The sequence below is a fragment of the Paenibacillus glufosinatiresistens genome, from assembly GCF_031470375.1.
In the GTDB taxonomy this organism is placed as follows: Bacteria; Bacillota; Bacilli; order Paenibacillales; family Paenibacillaceae; genus Paenibacillus_AQ; species Paenibacillus_AQ glufosinatiresistens.
This window is the reverse complement of sequence record NZ_JAVFHT010000004.1, coordinates 110727-134642: the sequence shown is the minus strand read 5'-3', so window position 1 is coordinate 134642 and position 23916 is coordinate 110727. Positions and strand designations below refer to the sequence as shown.

23 protein-coding genes, 1 tRNA gene and 1 riboswitch are annotated in these 23916 nt (G+C 60.9%); of the genes, 9 read left to right on the top strand and 15 right to left on the bottom strand.

From position 1 onward, the window contains the following. Positions 1-6: 6 nt before the first annotated feature. The 4 genes from RBI05_RS07165 to RBI05_RS07150 form a co-directional block, all read right to left on the bottom strand. Positions 7-552: a Gx transporter family protein gene (locus RBI05_RS07165; RefSeq protein WP_310550579.1), complete on the bottom strand. Its 546-nt coding sequence runs from the start codon at positions 550-552 to the stop codon at positions 7-9. After that, positions 542-925, bottom strand: coding sequence for a NusG domain II-containing protein (locus RBI05_RS07160; RefSeq protein ID WP_150458938.1), 384 nt, complete (start codon positions 923-925; stop codon positions 542-544). Before RBI05_RS07160 ends, RBI05_RS07165 begins: the two co-directional genes overlap by 11 nt. Before the next feature lie 199 nt (positions 926-1124). Next, positions 1125-2666 (bottom strand): HD domain-containing phosphohydrolase, encoded by a 1542-nt coding sequence (locus RBI05_RS07155; RefSeq protein WP_310550578.1) that lies wholly within the window; start codon positions 2664-2666, stop codon positions 1125-1127. A gap of 404 nt (positions 2667-3070) precedes the next feature. Further along, on the bottom strand, positions 3071-4036 hold the full coding sequence (locus RBI05_RS07150; protein ID WP_310550577.1) for an alpha/beta hydrolase: 966 nt from the start codon (positions 4034-4036) through the stop codon (positions 3071-3073). 339 nt (positions 4037-4375) lie between these two features. On the opposite strand from RBI05_RS07150, the gene RBI05_RS07145 reads away from it, so the two are divergent. After that, positions 4376-4741: a hypothetical protein gene (locus RBI05_RS07145; RefSeq protein WP_150458936.1), complete on the top strand. Its 366-nt coding sequence runs from the start codon at positions 4376-4378 to the stop codon at positions 4739-4741. Between the two features lie 196 nt (positions 4742-4937). Here RBI05_RS07145 and RBI05_RS07140 read toward each other — a convergent pair whose 3' ends face one another. The 3 genes from RBI05_RS07140 to RBI05_RS07130 all read right to left on the bottom strand — a co-directional run bounded on the left by RBI05_RS07140 (position 4938) and on the right by RBI05_RS07130 (position 6095). Beyond that, positions 4938-5333 (bottom strand): hypothetical protein, encoded by a 396-nt coding sequence (locus RBI05_RS07140; protein ID WP_150458935.1) that lies wholly within the window; start codon positions 5331-5333, stop codon positions 4938-4940. Between the two features lie 229 nt (positions 5334-5562). Then, a tRNA-Thr gene (locus RBI05_RS07135) sits at positions 5563-5634 on the bottom strand. A gap of 152 nt (positions 5635-5786) precedes the next feature. Then, positions 5787-6095, bottom strand: coding sequence for an MTH1187 family thiamine-binding protein (locus RBI05_RS07130; protein WP_310550678.1), 309 nt, complete (start codon positions 6093-6095; stop codon positions 5787-5789). A 270-nt stretch (positions 6096-6365) separates the two neighbouring features. Further along, a riboswitch (cobalamin riboswitch) is annotated at positions 6366-6595 on the top strand. A gap of 137 nt (positions 6596-6732) precedes the next feature. Here RBI05_RS07130 and RBI05_RS07125 point away from each other — a divergent pair. The 4 genes from RBI05_RS07125 (at position 6733) to RBI05_RS07110 (ending at position 13325) form a co-directional block, all read left to right on the top strand. Beyond that, on the top strand, positions 6733-8709 hold the full coding sequence (locus RBI05_RS07125; RefSeq protein ID WP_310550576.1) for an anaerobic ribonucleoside triphosphate reductase: 1977 nt from the start codon (positions 6733-6735) through the stop codon (positions 8707-8709). Next, the gene (nrdG, locus tag RBI05_RS07120; RefSeq protein ID WP_310550575.1) at positions 8706-9230 is read left to right on the top strand and encodes an anaerobic ribonucleoside-triphosphate reductase activating protein; all 525 of its coding nucleotides are present in this window, start codon (positions 8706-8708) and stop codon (positions 9228-9230) included. The genes RBI05_RS07125 and nrdG overlap by 4 nt, the downstream gene beginning before the upstream one ends. Before the next feature lie 174 nt (positions 9231-9404). Then, a complete protein-coding gene (locus tag RBI05_RS07115; protein ID WP_310550574.1) occupies positions 9405-11738 on the top strand; it encodes a ribonucleoside-diphosphate reductase subunit alpha in 2334 nt (777 codons plus the stop codon). Between the two features lie 555 nt (positions 11739-12293). Further along, a complete protein-coding gene (locus RBI05_RS07110; RefSeq protein ID WP_150458931.1) occupies positions 12294-13325 on the top strand; it encodes a ribonucleotide-diphosphate reductase subunit beta in 1032 nt (343 codons plus the stop codon). 133 nt (positions 13326-13458) lie between these two features. On the opposite strand, the gene RBI05_RS07105 is transcribed toward RBI05_RS07110, so the two are convergent. Beyond that, the gene (locus RBI05_RS07105) at positions 13459-14376 is read right to left on the bottom strand and encodes a copper amine oxidase N-terminal domain-containing protein (RefSeq protein ID WP_310550573.1); all 918 of its coding nucleotides are present in this window, start codon (positions 14374-14376) and stop codon (positions 13459-13461) included. Between the two features lie 149 nt (positions 14377-14525). Between RBI05_RS07105 and RBI05_RS07100 the strand changes: the two genes are divergently transcribed. Further along, complete coding sequence (locus RBI05_RS07100; RefSeq protein WP_310550572.1) at positions 14526-15008, top strand: hypothetical protein; 483 nt, start codon at positions 14526-14528, stop codon at positions 15006-15008. A 40-nt stretch (positions 15009-15048) separates the two neighbouring features. Here RBI05_RS07100 and RBI05_RS07095 read toward each other — a convergent pair whose 3' ends face one another. Then, positions 15049-15258, bottom strand: a complete 210-nt coding sequence (locus RBI05_RS07095; RefSeq protein ID WP_310550571.1) for a zinc ribbon domain-containing protein — start codon at positions 15256-15258, stop codon at positions 15049-15051. 427 nt (positions 15259-15685) lie between these two features. On the opposite strand from RBI05_RS07095, the gene serS reads away from it, so the two are divergent. After that, positions 15686-17200, top strand: a complete 1515-nt coding sequence (gene serS, locus RBI05_RS07090; RefSeq protein ID WP_310550570.1) for a serine--tRNA ligase — start codon at positions 15686-15688, stop codon at positions 17198-17200. A gap of 861 nt (positions 17201-18061) precedes the next feature. Here serS and RBI05_RS07085 read toward each other — a convergent pair. Beyond that, positions 18062-18874, bottom strand: a complete 813-nt coding sequence (locus RBI05_RS07085) for an aminoglycoside N(3)-acetyltransferase (protein WP_310550569.1) — start codon at positions 18872-18874, stop codon at positions 18062-18064. Between the two features lies 1 nt (position 18875). Beyond that, positions 18876-19379, bottom strand: coding sequence for a hypothetical protein (locus RBI05_RS07080; protein ID WP_223879902.1), 504 nt, complete (start codon positions 19377-19379; stop codon positions 18876-18878). A gap of 271 nt (positions 19380-19650) precedes the next feature. Here RBI05_RS07080 and RBI05_RS07075 point away from each other — a divergent pair, with 271 nt between their 5' ends. Further along, a complete protein-coding gene (locus tag RBI05_RS07075; RefSeq protein ID WP_310550568.1) occupies positions 19651-20964 on the top strand; it encodes an HNH endonuclease in 1314 nt (437 codons plus the stop codon). Positions 20965-21066: 102 nt separating this feature from the next. Here the strand turns inward: RBI05_RS07075 and RBI05_RS07070 are convergent, their stop codons facing one another. Next, positions 21067-21273: a YwbE family protein gene (locus RBI05_RS07070; protein ID WP_150458926.1), complete on the bottom strand. Its 207-nt coding sequence runs from the start codon at positions 21271-21273 to the stop codon at positions 21067-21069. A 43-nt stretch (positions 21274-21316) separates the two neighbouring features. Between RBI05_RS07070 and RBI05_RS07065 the strand changes: the two genes are divergently transcribed. Further along, positions 21317-21619: a hypothetical protein gene (locus tag RBI05_RS07065; RefSeq protein WP_310550567.1), complete on the top strand. Its 303-nt coding sequence runs from the start codon at positions 21317-21319 to the stop codon at positions 21617-21619. A gap of 37 nt (positions 21620-21656) precedes the next feature. On the opposite strand, the gene sdaAA is transcribed toward RBI05_RS07065, so the two are convergent. The 3 genes from sdaAA to RBI05_RS07050 form a co-directional block, all read right to left on the bottom strand. Beyond that, the gene (sdaAA, locus tag RBI05_RS07060) at positions 21657-22532 is read right to left on the bottom strand and encodes an L-serine ammonia-lyase, iron-sulfur-dependent, subunit alpha (protein WP_310550566.1); all 876 of its coding nucleotides are present in this window, start codon (positions 22530-22532) and stop codon (positions 21657-21659) included. A gap of 13 nt (positions 22533-22545) precedes the next feature. Next, entirely contained in the window at positions 22546-23259 is a 714-nt protein-coding gene (sdaAB, locus tag RBI05_RS07055; protein ID WP_310550564.1) for an L-serine ammonia-lyase, iron-sulfur-dependent subunit beta, read from the bottom strand. A gap of 217 nt (positions 23260-23476) precedes the next feature. Next, positions 23477-23893, bottom strand: a complete 417-nt coding sequence (locus RBI05_RS07050) for a GNAT family N-acetyltransferase (protein ID WP_310550563.1) — start codon at positions 23891-23893, stop codon at positions 23477-23479. Positions 23894-23916 lie beyond the last annotated feature (23 nt).

Sequence of the window (23916 nt, the reverse complement as noted above, 5' to 3'; positions counted from 1 at the left end):
CGATACCTAGTGCAGAAAATCCTCGAACAATGAAATCTCGGACAGCGATTCCGTCAAATAACGAACCGCGATGCCGACGACAACGCCGGTCACCAGTCCGAAGATCAGCAGCACCGGCAGATAATACATGATGCTGGATGCGTTCATGACAATCGAAGCGGCGACGAGCTGGCCGACGTTGTGCGCGACGCCGCCCGCAACGCTGACGCCGACGAGACTCAGCCGGTTCTTGCCCATCCGCATCAGCAGAAGCATCACCGCGAAGCTCAGCAGCGAGCCGAACAGGCTGAACAGCAGGCTGGAGAATGTGCCCAGCAGAAATGCCGTCAGAAGCGTCTTGAGAATAACCAGCGTGAGCGCATCGCGCGCCCGCAGGAAATAAATGCACGTCAGCACCATAATGTTGGCCAGCCCCAGCTTGGCCCCCGGCATCAGACCCACGCTGCTCAGCGGAATCTGCGCCTCTACAATGCCCAGCACGACGGCGACCGCCGCAAAGATCGCGATAATCACCGTCCGTTTGAGCGCCAGAGCCGAATCTCTACTGGACATAAGCGTCTACCCCGTCCTCTCCGCCCGCGCTGGCAATCTCGACGAGCACCCGGTGCGGCAGGCATACAATCGTCTGCTTCGGATGGCGGATAAAGCCGAACTCCAGGCAGACCTTGTCCGGGCAATCGGCGTCGTACATCTCCACGCCGTAATCATGCACCTTCAGAATATTGTAACCGCGTTCTGTGCGGATTTCGACGATCTGCTCTTCCTTGGTAAGCTGGACCGTCTTGAACAGCTTGCCGTCAACGGTTACCCGGGCCACCCGGTTCTCCCCGCCTTTATCGTTATGGTCCGACAGCCAGCGGGGAAGGATCAGCGCAAGCGCCACCACCACAACGAGGCCAATCAGCCACACATCAGCGCGTTTCATAAAATTCTCCCTTATTTTTTAATTATATAAAAACCAGACTAATTAATTATAACGGTCCCATCCCGTTCCATCAATGAAACCCGAAGCGTTTTCGGGAGATTGTGAGAAAGTTCACGAAATCGATCACGAATTCTCCAGGGATAAACAGGATGCTTCTACAGACTCTCCTATTTCTTTGAATTTTGTTAAAAAAAAGCGATTATCCGCTTATCGGATAATCGCCTGCATAGCCGCTCTCCGCCTCCGGAATTCCGCGGCTCCGGTTCTGCTCGAAGTAGCCCAGCAGCAGACCCGCAAATACCGGGTCCCACTGGGTTCCCCGGCCTTCACTCAGAATCTTCAGCGCCTTGCCGTGCTCCATTCCCTTCCGGTAGGGACGGTCGGAGGTCATCGCATCGTAGGCGTCGGCCACCGCAATGATCCGGCCAAACAGCGGAATGTCTCCGCCTGCAAGCCCGTCGGGGTACCCCTTGCCGTCATACCGTTCGTGATGCGAGCGGACGCCGCCGAGATAAGGGAGCATCTTCTCCTGCGGCTCAATCTGCCGGAGAATATTCTCGCCCAGCACCGGATGGCTCTTGATCTGATCGAACTCTTCTTCCGTCAGCCAGCCTTCCTTGAAGAGCACCGCATCCCGGACGCCGATCTTGCCAATATCGTGCAGCAGCGCCGATTTTCGCAGATTGTCGAGCTCTTCCCCTTTCAGTCCGGCGAGCTGCCCGATGATGACCGAATACTCGGCGACCCGGATGGAATGCCCCGCCGTGTACGGGTCGCGGGCGTCCAGCGCCACGGCAAGCGAAGTGAACAGACTGTCCAGCAGCTGCTGATTCTGCTCCTCCCGGATCTGAAGCCCGCGGACCATCACATTGAAGCCTGCGACCAGACGGGAGAATTCATCCGAATAATAGTCCTGGGTCTGTTCCAGCCGCCCTTCCTTGACCTTCTTCATGGATTCGTAGAGCTGCCCGATCGGCTGCTGCACGCTGCGGGTCAGCAGCCAGGCCGCGATCAGCGAGAACACCGTGCCCATGATCAGCACGACGGCCGCCCATCCCCAGTAGCTCAAGAGAGCGCCGCCGCCAAGGTCGCGGATGCGCACATGCGTCATCAGACTGAACAGAAACAGCGGAAACGTACCGATCAGCGTGCAGCTGATCAGAAACTTCGGGCGGATAGAGATCAGATTATGCTCTTCCAGCGAGAAATCCTCTCCATATAGACGGAGCGCTTCATTGCGCAGATGCCGCAGCAGCGGCACAATGGTGGCTCCGGTCTGAAAAAACTCGATCAGCGCATGCATGCAGGCAATCAGCACCGCTCCGGCCAGCGCGAGAAACGGATAATAATAAGGCATATCCAGAAGCTTCACATGAATCATCCAATGCGCCATGCCGACGGCCGGCAGGCTTAGTCCAAGCAGATGCGGCCCCATAATCCGCCGGACCGACAGGCCCGGCAGACGGTGCGTCCGATCATAGGCGGCCCGCAGATCCTCCAGTTCGCTTGCGCCTGCGAAGCTGCGGTAAACAGGCCGGATATGCCGGTAGAACGCGAACAGCTCGGCCCCTGCCATAATGCAGAAGGAGACGGCCAACACCAGCAGCAGCCTCATATATTCCCTTGTGGATACTTCCAGAGTAGACAGCATGAGCAGACTCCCCGTCGCGATCACGGCCATAACGGAGCCAAGCAAATAATTGTAGACCGATTGCCGCAAAAAGGCCCGATACACTTTCATAATGGTGTTCATCCTCCAGCGGTTTTTGTTGCTTGCGTATTCTCGCAATATCTGGTACAATAGTAAGATATTTAGTTTCCTCGTAATTCTTCTTCAAGAATAGGACGTATCTCTTCTTTATCGGAATCCCCGGTACAAAACCTTACGTTTTCTTGCTGAAAACCTTATTTTTATACGAGAATCATTTTACCATCGCATTCCGATTCATACTGGCGCGGTCATTGGAGCCGCAAGGGCAAGAGAGAGGTAGGGCTTTTGTCGTTTTGGAAAAGAATGCTTCTCGCTTAACGGCTGCTGAAAATAGACAAGGAAATTAAATACAGCGTATAGCATAGTCTATGTACGCATACACCAAGACGCCCGGCCGTCCGCATAGAAGCGGATAGCCGGGCGTCGTCCAATTTTCAGGGCTTCTGCGCTCTTCCGCGCAAATGGCGAAGCACAAAATCGCAGACCCGCCGCACGTATGCCTCCGGGTCTTGATCGTAGGATTTACCGTGGCCGGCTCCGGGCACGGACCAGCGTTCCTTCTCGCTTCGGCAGGCGGCATACAGTTCCTCCATCATCCCGACGGGAACGAACGTATCCGCTTCGCCGTGTATGAACAGAATCGGCGTCTTCGCCTTCGCTACCTGGCGCAGCGCCGAAGCTTCGCGCAGGCTGTACCCGGCTCGGATGCGGGTAACCAGCCCCGCGCCGTCCAGGACCGGGAAGAAGGACGGCAGCCGGTAGAGCCGGCGCATCTGATAAGCCAGCTCCGCAGCCGCCGACGTATAAGCGCAGTCGGCTACGACCGCTTTGACCTGCGGAGGGAGTTCCTCGCCGGCTGCCATCAGCACGGTAGCTGCGCCCATGGATACGCCGTGCAGCACCACTTCCGACTCCGGTCCCGTCTCCTCCAGCACTCTCCGGATCCAGCCGGCATAATCAAGACGCTCCTGCCAGCCGAACCCGATGTAATCGCCGCCGCTCTCCCCGTGCCCTCTGGCATCGGGCAGCAGCACATGGAAGCCAAGCACCTCATGGTAAATGCGGGCATAGGCGCCCATATCCTTGGCCTTGCCCGAATAGCCGTGGGCAATAATCGCTGTCCGCCCCTCTGCGCGGTCCGACGGCAGCCAGTAGCCGCGGAGCTTCAGCCCGTCCGGGGCCGTCAGCTCCCAGTTCGTGAAGTTCCGGCCGGCGATCCAGCGCTGGCCTTCCCCCCACGAGGCGCCCGCTACAGGGGGCGGACCGCCTTTTCCGCCGCTTTTGGCGATATAAACCGTCTTGGGCGCGCGCCGGACAGCCACGTTGTAGACCAGCAGCCCGGCGTACACCGTAAGCGCCGCACACACAGCCGCAATTCCCGCAATTCCAATCCAGACCAACGCCTATCACCCGCCTTCGGAGTTTACAGCAGCTGCATCCAGCCGATCAACGACATCCAGAGCGGCACACTAATCAATACCCCAAAGACAAGCCCCCGCAGCATCCGTGTCTGTGCGTGCATGGCGATTCCTCTTTTCCATTCCAAATTTTAAATTTAATTTTAACCTTATAAATTCAATATATACGCAGCGCCGGGCATTTATTGTGAAATAAATCACATAATACTCTCGATTTTGCTTCTTTTTCTGATTTCCTTTCCTGCACCTCTTGAATCATGCCGGGGTTGGGAATAAAATACGAATATATGTTCCTAGTAATAGTAATCGGGAGGTAGAAGGATGCCACATGAGGAGAACAGCGACCGGAGGCTTTTGCAGGCCTATATTCTGCTTCCGCTCGTCATCACGGCCCTGGAACGGGACGGACGGCTGCTGGCGCGCCTTCTTCGGACTCCGGCTCCCTATGTCGAGATGGCGGAAGCCGCAGCAGCCGCGGCCGCGCGCGATCTGCGAAAGGTCCGTCTGGCCATGCGGGCCGCCGGGATGAGAGTCTACGAGAATGAGCGTCTGGCGGACGGCATTCGGGTCCGCTATCAATGCCGGGGCTTCCACGGGGAAATGTCGGTAACCGACGCGAAGCTCGCCGATCAGGCCGTATCGCAGATGCGCCGTTATATGGGCCTGGAGGCGCCGGCCGTGCGCTAGACGCGCCTCCGCACCGGGGCGCGCGTCCCCGTCCTCCGGCCGCACAAAAAGCCCGGCCGTGGGAGTCGGCCGGGCTTCAAAAGAATAACCACAACACTGGGGGGTGTTTGGTAGTCCTATCATACCCCCGAAACCTGAAAAAATCCTGACGCCAAGCTGAAAATTTCCTTAAATTTTGCTGGCATTAGCGTTAAATTTATACATAATGGGGCGAAGCGACAAAGAACTGCTGAATATCCAGCTCGATCTTGATGGACTGGAACAGTTGCTCCAGACTTGGCACCCATACCAGCGAATCCTGGCGCAAATAGCTGAGAACCGACTCGTAACTGCGGCAGAAATCATCCAGATGCCGGCTGGTCGCCGATTCCAGCACATTTATCGCCTTTCGGCCCAGCTCGGTATAATCCAGGCACAGCACTTCTTGAAGGTCTGAATCGCCGCCCAACAGGCGGGTCCACGAGAACGCCCCCCCATGCACGATTTCGTTTGAGCCCTCCAAATACTCTACCCGGGAATGTTCAATTATAAAGGCGTGAATGCGGCTTTCTATATTCTTATAACCGTCGAGAATCCGTTCGGTATTCGACATGGCTTCTCCTTTCTGGCAAGGCCAGCAAAAAAGGGAAGCTTCCCCTAGACTTATACGGCGGAAGCTTCCCGAATGGGCAGATATCATCAGTTCAGTTAAATTTAGTATACGACGTTATACATCGTTTGTATAGAGACAAACCTACAATTTACAGCGAAATGGAGAATATAAAAAAACGCGGTTCTCCGTATTCAACGGTGAACCGCGTCTCTGTTCAGGTCTTTCAAGATGCTGGTGAAGGGAATTGAACCCCCGGCCTACGCATTACGAGTGCGTTGCTCTACCCCTGAGCTACACCAGCATGTTAACTTCAATTTCGCAACAGAAACTATTATACCGGAATCGAAGAAAAAAGCAACCTTTTTTTGAAGCCAGTCTCCCCAAAGGAACCCGGTGCCCGAATAAGCCTCCGGGTGAGGGCTTCGCCAAGAGCTGTACCGCGCTGGCATCTTCTCATTGCTCCCGGAGCTTCCGTTCCACCGACTCCAGCTTCTGCCGGCTGCTGGAATCCCGATCCCGGCGGTCGTCGATCTTGAGCGAGGTCGAGACGCGGAGCGCGCCGCTGCGGAACGGCGTTTCGTGCAGAAGACGGACGGCCTCCAGAATAGCCGGAAGGCTTCCTTCCAGAATGGTGCCCATGGAGGTCAGTTCGTAGGTGATGCCCTTCACTTCTTCCAGAGCCCGCTGCATGTCCGCTACGTACCCGCTGAGACTTGTACTCCCTGTGCCAATCGGAATGACTGTAATTTCGGCGATGGCCATCATGGATTCCCTCCCAACTGTGTGTGCTGCTATTGTACCCCTTCCTGTCCCTTGCTGCAAACCGCCGGTTCGTTCCCTATTCAGGCACGAAATTTTGCCTTTTTTGTGGCCGGACCTGTGGATGAAATGTGGATTTCCTTCCCTCGGATTGTGGATGAACTGTGGAGCAATTGTGGAAAATCCCCCTCCGCCCGCGCCCGGCGCGGGATTCAAAATTCGGTTTACATACACAACATATTGGGTTATCTTTATTAAACAACAACCAAATATAGTAGATTCATAGATTCAGGTGCCGTTTCTCCTCCAAGGAGAACTCGGCTTAAAAGGGAAGCCCGGTGCAATTCCGGCGCGGTCCCGCCACTGTAACCGGAAGCAGTCTGACCTACCCGGGAAGCTGCAAGCGGATTCGGCTCATGCCACTGCGAAATGCCCGTCATTTCACGGGAAGGCGCCTTATCGGTTCCGGAAGCCAGGAGACCTGCCTGCATCGATTCGACACCCTAATTACACAGCCTGCGAGGAACAGGAAGGTGTCCGTAACGATCTGCGGCCGGATCAGGCTGTACATACGGGCATTTTTCGCTGGAAGCGTAAAATGCTTTTTCTATTTATACAGGACGAAAGGGGACGCTAGGCTATGACACTGCTGGAACAACGCCAGGACACCCGCCAAGAGGCGCTGCTGGAGGAAGCGATCGGCATCGGCGACGATATTATCGACAGCCGGGATCTCGATCTGCTGAGGGAGAACGCGAATTTGAACGGGGAGAGCTTCTCCGGCAAAATGAGCAAGCTCGGAAGCGAGTATTCCAAATGGTATGCCCGCCACTTCACGCTTCCTCCGCGCCTGACCCATGCGGTTCAGGAGAACATCGTCTATGTCCATGACCTGGACCAGTATGTGATCGGCACGACCAACTGCATCTTCATCCCTTTTGAACGGCTGCTCCGCGAGGGCTTCAATACGGGCAACGGCAGCGTCCGCCCGCCGAATTCGATCATGACGGCGATGGCGCTGACGGCGATTATTTTCCAGTCCCAGCAGAACGCCCAGTACGGCGGCGTATCCGGCAGCAAGCTGGACCACGACCTCGCTCCCTATGTCGCCAAATCCTTCGCAAAATTCTTCCGCAAGGGCCTGGAGTACTTCGGAGAAGGGCAGGCCACTGAAGTGGACGGCGAAATCGCGATGAGCCGAACCGACCTGGCCGCGGCCTATCCGCAGGCGTTCCGCTACGCGATGAAAGAGACCGAGAGCGAGACGCTCCAAGGCGCGGAGAGCCTCATCCATAACCTGAACACCATGTCGTCCCGGGCCGGAGGCCAGATTCCGTTCACCAGCATCAACTACGGCACCTGCACCTCGCCGGAAGGGCAGCTTGTGATCGCTTCCCTGCTGACGGCGACGATGAACGGACTGGGAAGCGGGGAGACGCCGGTGTTCCCGATTCAGATTTTCAAATGCAAACAAGGCATCAACCAGCAGCCCGGCGATCCGAACTACGAGCTGTTCCTGAAGGCCGCAGAATGCTCCGCGCGCCGTCTCTATCCGAACTTCGCCAATCTCGACGCGCCGCTGAACCTGGCTTATTACGATCCTGCCGATCCCGATACTGAATTCGCGACGATGGGCTGCCGCACCCGGGTGCTCGGCGACCGCTTCGGCCGCAACCGCTGCTCCGGCAAGGGCAACCTCAGCTTCAATACGCTGAATCTGGTGCGGCTCGGCATCCGGCACGGCATGGTGACGGGCCAGCGGGAAGAGGCCGACGAGCAGGGCTTCTACGACGATCTGGACCACTATATGGAGATTGCGCTCGAAGGGCTCGTCCACCGCTACCGCATTCAGTGCGCCCAGAAGGCAAAGGCCTCCGACTTCATGATGCGCGAGGGCGTCTGGGAAGGCGGCGAAGTTCTTGGACCGGAGGACCCCGTGGGCGATCTGCTGAAGCACGGCAGCCTGTCAATCGGCTTCATCGGCATCGCGGAGTGCATGAAGGCGATGTACGGCCGGCATCACGCCGAGGACCCGGACATTCATGCCAAGGCGGTAGCCGTCGTCCGCCGTATGCGCGACTTTTGCGACCGCAAGAGCGAAGAACTGGACCTGAACATCACGCTGTTCGCCACACCGGCGGAAGGGCTGTCCGGCAAGTTCACGAAGATTGACCGCAGCGAGCTCGGAGCGATCCCCGGCGTGACCGACCGGGAATATTACACGAACTCCTTCCATGTTCCCGTCTATTACGAGCTGGGCGCCGCCCGGAAGATCAGCCTGGAAGCGCCGTTCCACGAGCTGTGCAATGCCGGCGCCATCTCCTATGTGGAGCTGAACGGGAACGCGCGGAGCAACCCGGGCGCTTTTGTGAAGATTATCCGCTACGCGCTGGAACAGAACGTCAGCTATTTCTCGATCAATCACCCCATCGACCGCTGCTCCGCCTGCGGCCATGAGGGCGTCATCGGGACGAACTGCCCCTCCTGCGGCGCGCATGAGGAAGAGGTCCATATCCGGCGGCTGCGCCGGGTGACCGGCTACCTCACCGGCGATTACCAGACCCGGTTCAACACCGCCAAGCAGGCCGAGGTCCGCGACCGGGTCAAGCATCTATGAACATCTGCGGCTTCTATCCCGAATCCATCAATGAGGGCGAGGGGCTGCGGGCCGTGCTGTTCGCCAGCGGCTGCCGGCACCGCTGCCCCGGCTGCTTCAACCCGAAGACATGGAGCTTCGGATACGGCGAGCCGTTCACTGCGAAACGCAGACGGGAGATCATCGGCGAGATCGCCGGCAATCCGCTGCTGGACGGCTTGACGCTCGCCGGCGGCGATCCGTTCTTCTCGGCCGGAGAGGCTGCGGCCTTTGTCCGCGAGCTGCGGGCGGAGCTGCCCGGCTTCAACGTCTGGGCCTACACGGGCTTCACCTGGGAGCAGCTGACGGAGCGCCCGGACACGCCCGAATATGAACTGCTCGCGCTGTGCCAGGTGCTGATCGACGGCCGGTTCGACGAGCGGCTGAAGGACACCTCGCTCCAATACCGGGGGAGCAGCAACCAGCGCATCCTTGATATTCCGGCCGGACTGGCTGCGGGAAGGCCGGTGCTGTGGAGGCCGGCGGCATTCGCCGCACTGTAGCAGTATGGCCCCGCAGCCGCCGCCGCGTCTAACCGTCCGCCTCGACCGGTTAGATTCTAAGAGTTGCCATCCATGCAAGCGGAACCCCCGGGGTACTTGCCCCGAGGCCCTCTCCGCGCTCCTATAGATCAATTTGTGAAATTGCAAAATTAAAATAGAAGGGAAGCGATCCATATGCCTCAACTCGTTATCAAGCCTGACAACCGGAGACTCGCCTTCGATGAAATCCGTCTCTCCGTCTATGCGGACCGTCTCCTGACCGGACTCGAGCAGCTGAACAAGGATCAGCTGCTGCGCGGCGTGTCCTCCAAGCTGCGCCGCGAGGAAGTGAGCGGCGAGGAGATCAGCGCCGCGTTCACCATGAGCGCCCTGGAGCTGGTCACCAAGGAGACGCCGGACTGGAAATTCGCCGCCGCCCGCTCCCTGCTGACCTCCCTCTACAAGAAGGCCGCTGTTCACCGCCGCTACAAAGCCTACCCGGACGCCCCTTACGGCGCGCTCTACCCGCTGATCGAGACACTGGTGAAGAAAGGCGTCTACCGCGAGGAGCTTCTAACCTGCTACACGAAGGCTCAGATCGAGGAGCTCGGGGCCTGCATCGACTCCACGCGCGACCTGCTGTTCGATTACATCGGCCTCTTGACGCTCTCCGACCGCTATCTGGCCCGAGACTTCGACGGCCGGGTGATGGAGCTGCCGCAGGAGCGCTACATGGTCATCGCCATGTACCTTATGCATACCGAGCCGGAGGAGAAGCGGCTGGAACTCGTCAAGGAAGCCTATTGGGCCATGAGCAATCTGTATATGACGGCAGCCACGCCGACCATGTCGAACGCCGGCAAGAAGGTGGCCGGACAATTGTCAAGCTGCTTCATCGACACGGTGGACGACTCGCTGGAGGGGATTTTTGACTCCAATACGGATGTGGCCCGTCTCAGCAAAATGGGCGGAGGCATCGGCGTCTACCTCGGCAAAGTCCGCGCCCGCGGCTCCGACATCCGCGGCCACAAGAATACCAGCTCCGGCGTCATCCCCTGGATCCGCCAGCTCAACAACACCGCCGTCAGCGTCGATCAGCTCGGCACCCGCAAGGGCGCCGTCGCCGTCTATCTCGACGTCTTCCATAAGGACATCCTGGCCTTCCTCGACCTGAAGCTGAACAACGGCGACGAGCGGATGCGCGCGCATGACGTGTTCCACGGCGTCTGCCTGCCCGACCTGTTCATGGAAGCCGTAGAGGCGCGCGGCGAATGGCACCTCTTCTGCCCGCACGAGGTCAAGAAGACAATGGGCTGGAAGGATGGGCAGGGCCGGGCGCTCGGGCTGGAGGACTTCTACGACGAAGCCTTCGGACAGGGCAGCTTCCGCGAGCGGTACGCCGAGGCGGTGGCCCACCCGTCGCTCTCGCGGATTACGGTACCCGCCATTGATATTATGAAGCGGATTATGAAATCGCAGCTGGAGACCGGAACGCCGTACATGTTCTACCGCGATACGGTCAACCGGGCGAACCCGAACCGCCATGCGGGCATGGTGTTCTCGTCCAATCTGTGCACCGAGATTATGCAGAACCAGTCGGCGACCGTCGTGGAGCAGGAAGAACTGGTCACAAAGGACGGGCAGACCCGGATTGTCATCTCGAAGATTCCCGGCGACTTCGTTGTCTGCAACCTGAACTCCATCCATCTTGCCCGCGCTGTCCCGGCCGGCGTGCTGGAGCGCCTCGTGCCGATTCAGGTGCGCATGCTCGACAACGTGATCGACATCAACAACATCGAAGTGCTTCAGGCCCAGTACACGAACAGCCAGTACCGCGCCGTCGGCCTCGGCACCTTCGGGCTGCACCACCTGCTGGCGCTTGAAGGCATCCGCTGGGAGTCCGACGAAGCCGTTGAATACAACGATCATCTGTATGAGCACATCAATTATTTGCTGGTTCGCGCCAGCCATGAGCTGGCCCTGGAGAAAGGCAAGTATCCGAAGTTCGCCGGCTCCGATTGGGAGACGGGCGCGTATTTCGAGTCCCGCGGCTATGTCAGCGGAGAGCGTCAGGGCAAGTTCGTGACGACGGAGCAGTGGCGCGAGCTGCGCGGTGCCGTCGCCCAAGGCGGCGTCCGCAACGCCTGGATGTTCGCCATCGCGCCGAACGGCTCGACCTCGATCATCGCCGGCTCCACGGCCAGCATCGACCCGCTGTACGAGCTGCTCTCCTACGAGGAGAAGACGACGTACAAGATCGCCAACCCGGCGCCCGATCTGTCCGAGAAGACGATCTGGTATTACAAGACGGCCTTCCTGCTGGACCAGAACTGGTCGATTCAAATGGCCGCCGCCCGCCAGCGCCATGTCGATCAGGGGCAGAGCTTCAACTTCTATGTCCGGCCGGACATCAAGGCGTCGGAATTTCTCGCGCTGCACCTGAACGCCTGGAAGAGCGGACTGAAATCGACCTATTACGTGCGGAGCCGGGCGCTGACCATCGAGGAGTGCGAGTCCTGCGCGAGCTGAGGCGGCTTACTTTTAATAATGGAATCGTGGGACTTCGGCAGGTTCGAAGCTAAGAATTGGATCGTACGACTTCAGCAGGTCCGAAGCTTGGGATTTCCGGCCGCTGTTGTTCTTGGATTTCCTGATTTGAACCGCTGCCCGCGGTAGAAATCCAAAAACAAAGGTGGACGCTGTCGCTCCTCCAATTCCCAATCTTCTCCCCTGCCTCCGTCACGATCCCCAGCGCAGCCAAGGCTCCCCCAGGATAATGGGGGAGGCGAATGGCAGGGGCTCCCCTTAAGATTTGGGGAGCCCATACACACCGCCTGCCGCCGGCAGCTGCTGGCGGCGGCCTACTTACTGATCAAATTACTTAAACGGCCTAGAACAAGCCACGGAAGGAAATTTGGAGCTGGAGAAGCGCAGCGGCCGCCTTTGTCTCCGGATTTCAACCGCTGTGGCGGTTTAATCAAGAAAGCTGGAGACAACAGCGGCCGGAAATCCCAATTTCCGCAGTGGCGCATACCTTGGCCGCTTAAGACGAACGGCTTATTTTCCATCAAGGAGGAACCCAACATGCAACTGCAAAAAATCTTCAACACCGAAGCCCCCAACCGCTCCACCCGCATCATTGAGGGCGAATGCTCGGGCATTCTGAACTGGAACGATATTCGCATGCCGCATATGTACAAGCTGTACAAGGTGCTGCTGCTCAACCACTGGATTGCGGACGAGATTCCGATGAGCAAGGACGCCCAGCAGTTCCCGCTTCTTGATCCCGAGGAGCAGCGCGTCTTCAAAATCAACATTTCGCTGCTCGCGGTGCTCGACTCGATGCAGACGATGTTCGTCGGCGATGTGAAGCGTTATTTTACCGACTCGTCCCTGGAAGCCATCTCTGCGATCATCGGCCAGCAGGAGGTCGTGCACAACCAGTCCTACTCCTACGTGCTGTCCTCCATTGTGTCCGAGCAGGAGCAGAAGGAAATCTTCGAATACTGGAAGCATGACCCGGTGCTGCTGGAGCGCAACACGTTCATCTCCGGCATCTATCAGAGCTTCCGCGACAACCCGAATCCGCAGACGTTCTTCGAAGCGCTGGTAGCCGACCTGATCCTGGAGGGAGTCTTCTTCTACAGCACCTTCGCATTCTTCTACAATCTGGCCCGGGACCAAAAGATGATGGCGACCAGCCAGATGATCTCCTACATCCAGCGCGACGAGAACCAGCACTGCTATTTCTTCGCAGAGGCGTTCAAGCAGCTTCTGAAGGACTTCCCCGAACTGAACACGCCGGAGAACACGGACTTCGTGTACCGCACGATGGACCGGGCCGTGGAACTGGAGACGAACTGGGCGTACTACACGCTTCAGAACGTGCGCGGCATCGACCTCGGCGAGCTGAGCGATTACATCAAGTTCATCGCCAACAAGCGGCTTACGCTGATGGGGCTGGAGAAGGCCTATCAAGGCGTTGACGTCAACTGCATGCCGTGGATCAAGCCGTTCTCCGACGAGGCGCTGAATGCGACGAAGACGGACTTTTTTGAAGCCAAATCCCGCAACTACGGCAAGACGAGCGACGACAACGGATTCGACGACCTGTAAGAGGAGGCCCGAATCGGGCTGTAAAAAGCGCCCCGGGGGACCGATCCCCCGGTTCGATAAAGAAACAAGAAACGGATGCCCTCCCCGGCTTCTAAGTGGGAGCATCCGTTTTTGTGCAGCGGCTGGAAGGCTGCTATTGTCTCTCTTCCGGGATGTTGAAGAAGGTATCGAGCTTCATGTCCTTCTGCCCCAGAGTCGCGGCGGTGCCGTTCGTCTCCACGAATCCGTACCCCGCTTCCATAATCGGCAGCATCAGATGATAGAAGGCAACGCGCCCCTTGATCTGCGGCTGAACGCCGTCCTGGTCCTCAATGGTATAGGGGAGGAAGAACAGCGCCGGCCGATCCGCCTTCGTACCGCCCATCCGGGCTGTCCAGACCAACTCACGGTAATGATCTCCAATCCGGTAATAGCGTACCGTGCCTCCGGAGGCAATAAAGCAGGCATCCGCCCGCCCTTCCGGAAAATAATAATCCTGGCTCTGGTTCTCGCCACCGTTCCATTGGTACACCTCCCGGAGCGAGGTCGTCTCCGGCATATGCAGCGCCGCCGTGCGCGCTTCCGCCAGGTCGGCGGACTTCAGCTTCGCGGCCAGCTCATCGCCGGCCCTCGCTACGTAGACCGTGCGGGTATGAGGATTCCAGGCGACATGCGCCTTCCCCGCCTCGGCGATGAAGCGCAGCGGCACCATGATCCGCCCGTTCTTCAGCGCAGGGGCAGCGGGAAGCCGGGAAGTACCCGAAGCCGAGACCGCCTGTTGGCTGCCGGGGCGCAGAACGTACCGGATTCCTTCCCGGCTGACCGTTACTTGCTTGGTGGCATTGTTCCAGCTCACCCGAAGACCCGGAATGGACTGGACTGCGCTCAGCGGGACCATTACCGTATCCCGGGCCAGATAAGGAGCGCTGTCGGTTGGAATCAGCTTGTCGTTAACCACGATCCCGATCGGAGCGGCGGACTTGGCCGAGACTACGGCCGTCCCCGGGGCAGCCCCGAACCCCATCCCGGCGGCGGCCAGGGCCAGAACCAGCAGAGCTTTTAGCCTACTCAATATGAAGACCTCCCGAAATTGGAATAGATGTCCTATTAGACGGCGGCCTATCGAGAAAGTTTCGATACAGATACACTTTATTTCTTTATCTGGAAGGTTGTGTTATATAAATAAGAAGATTCTATTCTTACTCCTAAGGGGAAGTTGCCATGAGCCGAACGTTCCGCAATCGAATATGGGCCGCTGCGGGAGTCGCAGCCGTTGTGCTTCTGCTGCTGAACTGGAAGATCGCGGAGGACATTCATCTGGAGGCCGTCGCCTTCGGCTATGAACCGCAGGGCAGCGGCGGGCGTCCGGTCGAGACGAGGCTTACCGGCAGCTATGATCCGGACAAGAAGCAGTTCCGGGGAAGCTGGACTATAGGAACCACCGAATTCCCGCATGTGTTGTTCACCAACGGCCTTTCGGCCATCGCCTATAGAGACAAGGAGCGCATTCCGCTTGGCAATTTCATCTTCGAGCCGGACTCCGGGCGCTATGTCATCACCCTTACCAATCCGGACTTGATCCGCTCGCTGTTCCCGGGCGAACAGGCCCCGACCCAGCTTAGGCTTGCGGCTCCCGCACAGAACCGGCAGGAGGCCGAGGCCGTCTATCAAGACCTGAACTCTGATCCTGCGGCTTCCCGCTAGACACCAAAAAGGGAGCGATCCGAGTCGCTCCCTCCCTTCTCTAGTTCCCGAGAAAATCGAGAACGTTCATGCCGCGCGATGTCTCCGCCTTGTACAGTTCGGTATACCCGCACTCTGCACAGCTGATCGTAATAAACTTCTTGTTCTGCACGTCGAACAGCTTGGCAAAATTCCCCCCGGTCGCATGGAACTGATCCCGCTCATACTCCGTACAGCCGCATTTCTCGCATTCATATACCCAGTTACTCATTTCATCCGCCTCCTGTTATAGTACCTATAACGGATGAACGGTTAAAATCGTTTCAAAAATTTTCCGCACCTTCCGGGTTGCATACGAACCGACTCTTAAGGCACGCCACCCGGCGAAAGCCGCGGTTGCATCAGGAGCGGTCCCTGCGCTATACTAATCCCCACAACCAAACAGCACCACCAAGCCCAAGACCGGCATCCAACCGCGAGGCGTTTATGACCGGGGCTTCCTGAGCCCTCTAAAATAACCGGGTTTCGCCCGTTACCGCGAAGACCAAAGAGGATCGGACCTGCCGGGCGCCTGCTGCGCCGCGGACTTGAGGTTCGGTCAACCTGGGTGGCACCGCGAGCCGACGCTCCTCGTCCCATGGATGAGGGCGTTTTTTGCGTTTTTTCGGAATTTCACTATCGAAAAGGAGCGAGTGGCAATGCTGGACATCGGGTACATTCGGGAACATGCGGAGGAAATACGGGCGGCGGCCCGGCACAAGGGCATCGCGTTCGACACGGACGCGCTGTTGGCCTGCGACGGGCGGCGGCGGCGCCTGCTCGGGGAGGCGGAGCGGCTGCGGGCGCAGCGGAACCGGCTCACGCGGGAGGCGGAGGCGCTGCTGCGCGGGGGCCGGGGACGCAAGGACGGCGGCGGCAAGCCGGAAGACGACGGGCAAGCTGCCGTGAATTCGAAGACGGCGGAGCCGGCGATAGCGGAGGCCGGGAATGCGGAAGCTCCGACGCCTGCGGCAGCGCCAGGGACAGCGGCAGCGGTCCCGCAGGGCCGGACGGCACCCGAGGCAACGGAGATGCCCGGGGTGCAGGCAGCCGAGCGCCCCGCCGGAATAGCGGGCGCGGACGCGGCCGAAGCGATCAAGGCCCGTGTTCGCGCACTGGGCGGCGAGTTGGTGACGCGGGAGCGGGAGCTGGCGGAGACGGAGGCCGAGTACCGGCGGCTGATGCTCCGGGCGCCGAATCCGCCGTCGGCGGACACGCCGGTCGGAGCTAGCGACGCCGACAATATGCTCGTCAAGACGGCCGGGCTGCTGCCGGTCTTCGGCTTCAAGCCGCTCGACCACGTGGAGCTCGGCGAACGGCTCGAGCTGCTCGACCCGGCGCGCGGCGTCAAGGCCGGCGGACCCCGCAGCTATGTGCTGAAGGGAGCCGGGCTGCGCCTGCATCACGCCGTTCAGCGGCTGGCGCTGGATGTGCTGGAGGCGCGGGGCTTCACCGCGCTGGAGGTGCCGGTGATCGTCCGGCCGGAGGCGCTGGAACGGACTGGTTTTTGGCCAGGCGGGGAAGATCAGGTGTACGCGCTGACAGGCGAGAACCGGATGCTCGCGGGCACGTCGGAGGTGTCGCTCGTCTCGCTCTACAGCGATGAAATTGTCGATGTCTCGGAGCCCATCCGGCTCGCCGGGTCGTCGCCCTGCTTCCGCAGCGAGATCGGGTCGGCCGGGAGAGACGCGCGCGGGCTGTACCGGGTGCATCAATTTGCCAAGATCGAGCAGGTCGTGCTCTGCGAGAACGACCCTGCCGTATCGGAGGCCATGCTGCAGGACATTCTGGAGAACGCCGAGCATATTCTTCGGCTCCTCGAGCTGCCCTACCGGGTCATGGCCGTCTGCACAGGCGACATGTCGCTGAAGACGCACAAGCAGTATGACATCGAGACGTGGATGCCGGGGAGAGACGCCTACGGAGAGACGCATTCGGCGTCGAATCTGCTGGATTTCCAGGCCCGGCGGTCGAACATCCGGTACCGCGACAGCGAAGGACGGCTGCGCTTCTGCCACACCCTCAACAACACCGCCGTCGCTACGCCGCGCATCCTGATCCCTCTGCTGGAGAACCATCAGCGGGAGGATGGCTCGGTGCGGATCCCCGAAGCGCTTCGCCCCTATATGAACGGGCTGGAGGAGCTGAGAGCCCCCGGGAGGGAAGAGGCTTAGGGCTGCCGGTCCCGGGGGCGTTTGGACGTGGCCGGGGGGCTCGGGGCGGCCGGGGGTCTGGAGAACTCGGCGTGGCCGGGAGCTTGGCGTGGCCGGGGGACTCGGAGTAGCCAGGGAGCTCGGGGCAGCCGGGGGTCTGGGGAACTCGGAGTAGCCGGGGAGCTCGGGGCAGCCGGGGGTCTGGGGAACTCGGAGTAGCCGGGGAGCTCGGGGCAGCCGGGGGCGGCCGGGGAACTCGGCGGGGCCGGGGGATTCGGGGCGGCTGGAGGGCTCGGGACGGCCGGGGAGTTCGGCAGGCTGGGCCCCCTCTCGGAGTACGCTTCCGGGGGCCACCGTCAGGATGGCCCCAACCCCAACCTCCGTCCGGACTCAGGAGACGCTATTTCAGGCTTATAGCCGACATTTCACGGCGAAGCGGACCCCAGGGACCTTATTCGCGGCCGAAGGCACCTCCGCATCCCCAAAAATCTAAAATAAGGTCTCCTGTGTCCGAAGCCCGGTCTAATTAGGGGGTTGCAGGGCCAATAAGGTCTTTGAGGTCCGGTTCAGGAGCTCGGCATGCGCCCTCTCGGCGGTATGAGCGGCGGCAGGCCGGCGTCTCTTGTCCGGGATGAGACCTCCCGGACTGATTATCAGGAACGCCCCGAGCAGCAGCTCGGGGCGTTTTTTGCCGAATCCAGGCTTGTTGCCGTTGCCGCTTAGTTGGGGTGGCTCGCATCTGCGTCCGCGTCCGCGTTCGCGTCTTCGGCCCGTCCGAACGGGAATTCCGGTCCGCACGCCGTCTCCGGCGGTTCCGAAGGTCCCCTCAGTGTCACAGCGTTGTAGCGTCCCTGCGTTGCGGCGTCCCCGCTTGCGGACAGCTCATTCGCCCGCCCGGTTCCGTTCGATCCACTCCACGCCGTAATCGACCAGGGACCGCTGCGGCATCAGCATGGCTTCAGCCCCGGCAACCCGGCCCCGGCGTAGCACTCCCGTCTCCGACTCATAGGCCGCTCCGATCAAGGCAAAATCATCCGAATCCCATTGCAGGTCCGGGAACTGCCGCCACCGGCGGGCCCCGTCGTCTTCCCGAACCGGCGCGCCGGCCGTCTCTGTCTGTCTTCCCGGCCAGTCGGCCCGGTATTCGGACAGATGCAGAGAGGTGTTGTTCTCGTGCCCTACGCCAAGCAGCAGCACCATGCCGCCGCTGTCATACAGCCGTGCAAGGGGCGAGTCGTCGCCCAACCCGTAAGGGAGCGGGTGCGCGCTTGTCAGCCGTTCCGCCGCAGGTCCTCTCGCCGCGAACGAGTAGAGCGGGTGCGCGCTGCGGCGCGTCCCCCGCTGACGGCGGAAGGTCTCCGGCAGAATTCCCATTCCCCGGGTCAGCGTCAGCGTCTTGTCATAGGCCGGCGTCTCTTCCCGGATGGCAGTCCACCACTCCTGCGGAACGGGCGGCCTGGACCAGCCGGCAGGGTCGGACAAATCTGTGGAATGCGTCGGCATCATCAGCGTTCCTTCGGCTCCAAGCGCCTCCTCCAGCGCCAGAATGACGGCGGGCGGACCGCCCGCCACCCAGGAGCCGAGCGACTTGAACGACGAATGAACGAGTACGGTCATGCCATCGGCCACGCCGAGCCGCCGGAAATCGTCAGCCAGCGTGCGAACGGTAATCAGAGTTCCTTCAATAAGCTTCATTTCAATGGATATTCTCCTCTCCGAGCCGGAAATAACCCTGAACCGAGGGCAGCATCGTCACCGCCTGGATAGCCATTCCGAGACTCATATACAGCAGATGAACCGCACCCACCCCATTCATCATATACGTCTGAACCATAATCCAGATGATCAGGCCAAAGCCGATATACAGAGATACCGCCCAGGCGCTGTACATGTCCCGGAACGGGTGAACCCGGCCCAGACCCTTCAGCGGCGGGCGGCGCATCATCGCTCCCACCGTCAGCAGCGGCACTGCCCCGAAGACGAGGAGAAGGATAATTCCCGGGATCATCAGGTTGGCGAACGGCGACCGCTTCAGCAGGTCCTCCGTCATTCCGAGCATTTCTCCGCTGGGATCGACGATCAGAAAGCCGCCGCCTCCAATAGCTCCGACTGCCAAGAATACATGCAGCGCATACAGCGCAAAAACGGTTTTGGGCGTACGCGTATGGACCTTCTCTGTCCTGTCTGTTTCTTCCCTCATCCTCTTGTTCCCCTCCGCTTCCTGCGTCCCTTACGGCTTGCTGTCTCTATTGTAGCGGATTTTCGTTTCACAATGGGAAAAAGAAGATTACCGCCGCTGCTCCGGCCGCGGCATGTGATTGCCTCCGCTTTGCGGTATACTATAGAAAAGACTCTACGACAAGAAAGACGAGGTGACAGGGAGGGTGCCGGCAGCGGCCCCGATCCTGCCTATGACGACAGATACCGCAACACCGGTCAAGCAGTGTGCTTATTGCCACGAATATAAACCGTTGTCCGAATTTCGCCGCCGCACGGGCAAAGGAAGCAAGGCGCGCGGGCGGCGCGGCGCCTGCCGGGACTGCCGCAAGCGCCGGCTCCGGGAGAGCGGCGCCCTGCAGGAACCGGCAGCGTCCTACGCCCTGCCCGAGACGGCGGCCGCCGCAGCAAGCGCGCCGGAAGACGCGCGGGCAGCGGCCTCGCCGCCTGAGTCCGCAGCTGCGGAACCCGCAGCCGGGGCTGCCGAAGCCGCCCGGCCTCGCCGCCGCCGCAAGCGCAAGAAGGCCGCTTCTCTGCCGGAGACGGCTCCGGTAAGCGCGCCGGCCGGTTCGCTTCCGGTTCCGGCGGCTCCCGCTGCCGCTCCGGCGGCGGCTTCCGACCCGGGAACGGGCGCCACGTCAAGCGCCCGTTCCCGCCGCCGGAGACGCAAGAAAGCGGCCGCCGTTGCCGCGAAGGCAGCGGCGGCGGGAGTGCCCGCTGCGGCGGCAGAGGCAGCCCCGCCGGCCGAACCGGCGCCGGCTGACGCGCCGCAGCTCCCCGAAGCGGCAGAGGCCGCACCGGGAACCGGCGCGTCAGCCGGTTCCCGGTCCCAGCGCCGCCGCAGACGCAAGAAGGCGGCGGCGCTTGCCGCGAAGGCGGCCGCCGCAGCGGAAGCGGCTGCCGAGGCCGCCGCTGAAGCGGAGGCTGCGCCGGAGCCCGCAGCTCCGGCAGCCGCCGCCCCGCCTGCGGCTGGAGGCGGGGCGGGTTCCCGCTCGCGCCGCCGCCGCAAGCGCAAGAAGGCCGCCGTCAACGCCCTGCCGGATACGGCAGCAGCGCCAGCCACGGCGGCCCCGGCCCAGTCGGCTCCGGGCGCAGCCGCGCGGCCCGGCCAAGCCGCCGCGCCGGTGAAGACCCGGACCCGGGCCGCAGAGCCAACGGCGCCGCATCTGCGCCCCCGGGGCCCGAAGCCGGCGCCGGATGATTACCGCGCGCTGGTGCCCTCGAATTCGGGAATGATTCTGATGCGCGGCATGAGCGACAAAGGCCGCCGCTGGCACCAGGAAGTCGAGCTTGAACTGGCGGTCACGCTCGTGAAAGAGCATGCAGCCGTTGTGCTGAACCGCCGGACGATCAAGCGGCTCTACAGCAACAAGGACTTCCGCCGGATGATTCTCGTCCGCGACGGGTACACCTGTTATTTTTGCGGCCTTTACGGAGACACCATCGACCATCTGCTGCCCCGCGCCAAGGGCGGCCACACGACGCCCGACAACTGTGTGTGCGCCTGCAATCTGTGCAATCAGACCAAGGCCGACCAGTGGCTGGAGGACTTTATCGGCCGAAGCTAGAAGCGGCGGCTCTGCGCGGGTCCGGGCCCCGCAATGCAAAAGGCGAGAGACTGCCCGCCCGGCAGCTCCCGCCTTCTTCTCTTCGGATTCAGCCGACCCAGGCTAAACGCCTGTCGGCCCAATGATCGCCTTTACCCGGCCGACCTGGCCGTCGCGGAGCCGCACCTTGATCCCGTGGGGATGCCGAGGCGAGTTCGTCAGAATATCCTTGACGACGCCGCGCGTCAACCGGCCGGTGGGCTGGTCTTTCTTCAATACGATATCGACGGTGAGTCCGGGCGCAATATCGGCTCTGACTTGTCCGTTCATAAGTAGAACACCTCCAACTCTGGATAAGCAAGGACTGAGAAGCATGGCATTCGGCATCGACAGGAATGAATTGAACCGCTGGAAGGCCGCCGTGTCGGAAGGGCGGATTGCCTTCCTGACGCACTATTGGCTGGACTCCCGGTTCCCCGGGATCAACACGGTCACGAAGGTCGGCTGCGCTGACCGGGAGCGGCTCGCAGACTGGTGCCGGAGCCATGGCCTGCCGCCGGAATACATTCATAACCGGTCGCCGTTTCCGCATTTCGATCTTCTGGGCCCCCGCCAGGCGGATATTCTGCGCCGGGAGGGACAGTGGGAGCAGCTGCACCGCTTCAAGCTGCTGTAGACCCGCCTCCGCTTCAGGCCCGCCGCTGCCGGCGGGCTTATTTTTTGCGCAGATCCTCCATGATCTTACGCCCGGTCGGCGTCTGCGCCAGTCCTCCGCCCGCCGTCTCGCGGTGCTTCTCGGGCATGGCCGATCCTACCTCCAGCATGACCTGGATCACTTCGTCGGAAGGAATGACGCTCCGGACGCCGGCCAGCGCCATATCCGCCGCCGCCAGCGCCGTTACCGCGCCGAATCCGTTGCGGACGATGCACGGAATCTCCACCAGTCCGCCGACCGGATCGCAGATCAGGCCAAGCGTATTCTTCAGCGCCAGTCCGACCGCATGCACGGCCTGCGCCGGCGTTCCGCCGCGCAGCTCCGTCAGCGCGCCCGCCGCCATGCCGATCGCCGAACCGACTTCTGCCTGGCATCCGCCTTCGGCTCCGGAGACGAACGAATTGTTGGCAATTACGTAGCCGATGGCTCCTGCCGCGAACAATCCGTAAGTCATCTGGTCGTCATCCCAGCCGAACCGTTCCTGACCGCTCAGGAAGACGCCGGGGATGATGCCGCAGGAGCCGGCCGTCGGGGTCGCAATGATCCGGCCCATCGACGCATTCACTTCCGAGACGGCCAGCGCATACGCCATGGCCCGACCGGCCGGTTCGCCAAGGCAGGATTCGCCGCCGGCATTGTAATTCCCGACACGCTGGGCATCCAGCCCCGTAAGGCCGCTGCGGGAGGTCGTATTCTCCGTCATCCCCCGGCGGACCGCTTCTTTCATTACTCCGTAATAGTCCTTCATGGTTGCGAATTCCCGCTCCGGGGACCGCCCCGATTCCTTCGCCTGTTCTTCCAGCATCAGCGCTCCAATGCCGAGTCCCCGCTCGCCGCACAGAACGGCCAGCTCGCTCAATGTTCCAAAATTCATCCTGCCTGTCTCCTTACTCTCTGCTGTTCCCCGAAGGGGTGGTTCTTCCGTCTGCCCCGCTGAGATCCATGACCTTGACCGAGTGGACCGCGGGCAGAATCTCCAGATCCTGAATGAGTTCCGCCGTCGGCGGATCATCCAGCTCCAGAGCCGTGAGGGCCGCGCCGCTGCGGTTCTTGCGGTCCAAGGACATATGGCCGATGTTCACGCCCGCCCGGCGCATCGTATGGGTGACAGCCGCCAGCACGCCCAGATAATCCATATGGTGAATCAAAACGGTCGGATACATGCCCGAGAGCCGGACGCTGAATCCGTCGATCTCCACAATCTCGATGTTGCCGCCGCCGATCGAAGTTCCGGTAAGGGACAGCCGGTTCCGCCCGTCCGGGCCTTCCAGCTCCAGCCGGACGGTGTTCGGGTGCGGGAACAATCCCGTTCCCTGCCGGAACATTACCGCCATCCCCAGCTCCTCCGCCGTCTCTATCGAATCCGGCAGCCTGGGATCGTCCGTCCCGTAGTCCAGCAGTCCGCCGACAATAGCCCGGTCGGTGCCGTGACCTTCATAAGTCGCCGCGAACGACCCGTAGAAGACGGCCTCCGCCTTCGCCGGCATTTCGCCCAGCAGCTGGCGGGCGGCCCGGCCGATCCGCGCTGCGCCCGCCGTATGTGAACTGGAGGGCCCGACCATCGCCGGCCCGATAATGGAGAATACATCCTTGAATCGCATGCTCTGCCTCCTGTGTACCGTATCCCGATAAGCTCCCTTAAGAAGAAGCTCCCGAGAGTCATTACCCTAATTATACGGCATTCCCGTCCACTCCACACGGTCAATTTCGGCAGTAATATACACCCATCAGAGGCAAATCTGACATGATCCTGCCAAAAGAACAGGCTCCCCGCCGTTCCGGCAGAGAGCCTTTCCTTGATTCTTCCCTTATGTGCCGCTACGCATCGCGCGAATACAGCAGAATATTGCCGCGGTACTGCCAGCCCGTTCCCGACCAGAAATCCCGGCCGACTTCATTCGTATCCACCACCATCAGATGGCATTTGCCGATGCCTTCCCCGCGCAGCCGCTCCAAGCAGCCTTCCGCCAGCCTGCGGCCCCAGCCCTGCCCTCGGTACGCTTCCTCCATCGCCACATGGTACAGATATCCCCGGCGTCCGTCATGCCCGCATAGCGCCGTGCCGGCCAGCCTGCCGTCCTCCGTCTCGCAGACGAGGCTCAGACCCGGGTTGCGGTCCAGGAACCGGCCGATTGCCTCCCGCGAATCCGCGCGGCTCAGTCCCATTCCCTTCGTCCGGTTCCACAGCCCGCAGGCGGCGTCATAATCGCCGGCCGTCATTTCCCGTATCTTCATCGCTCTGTCGCTCCCTCCCGGCT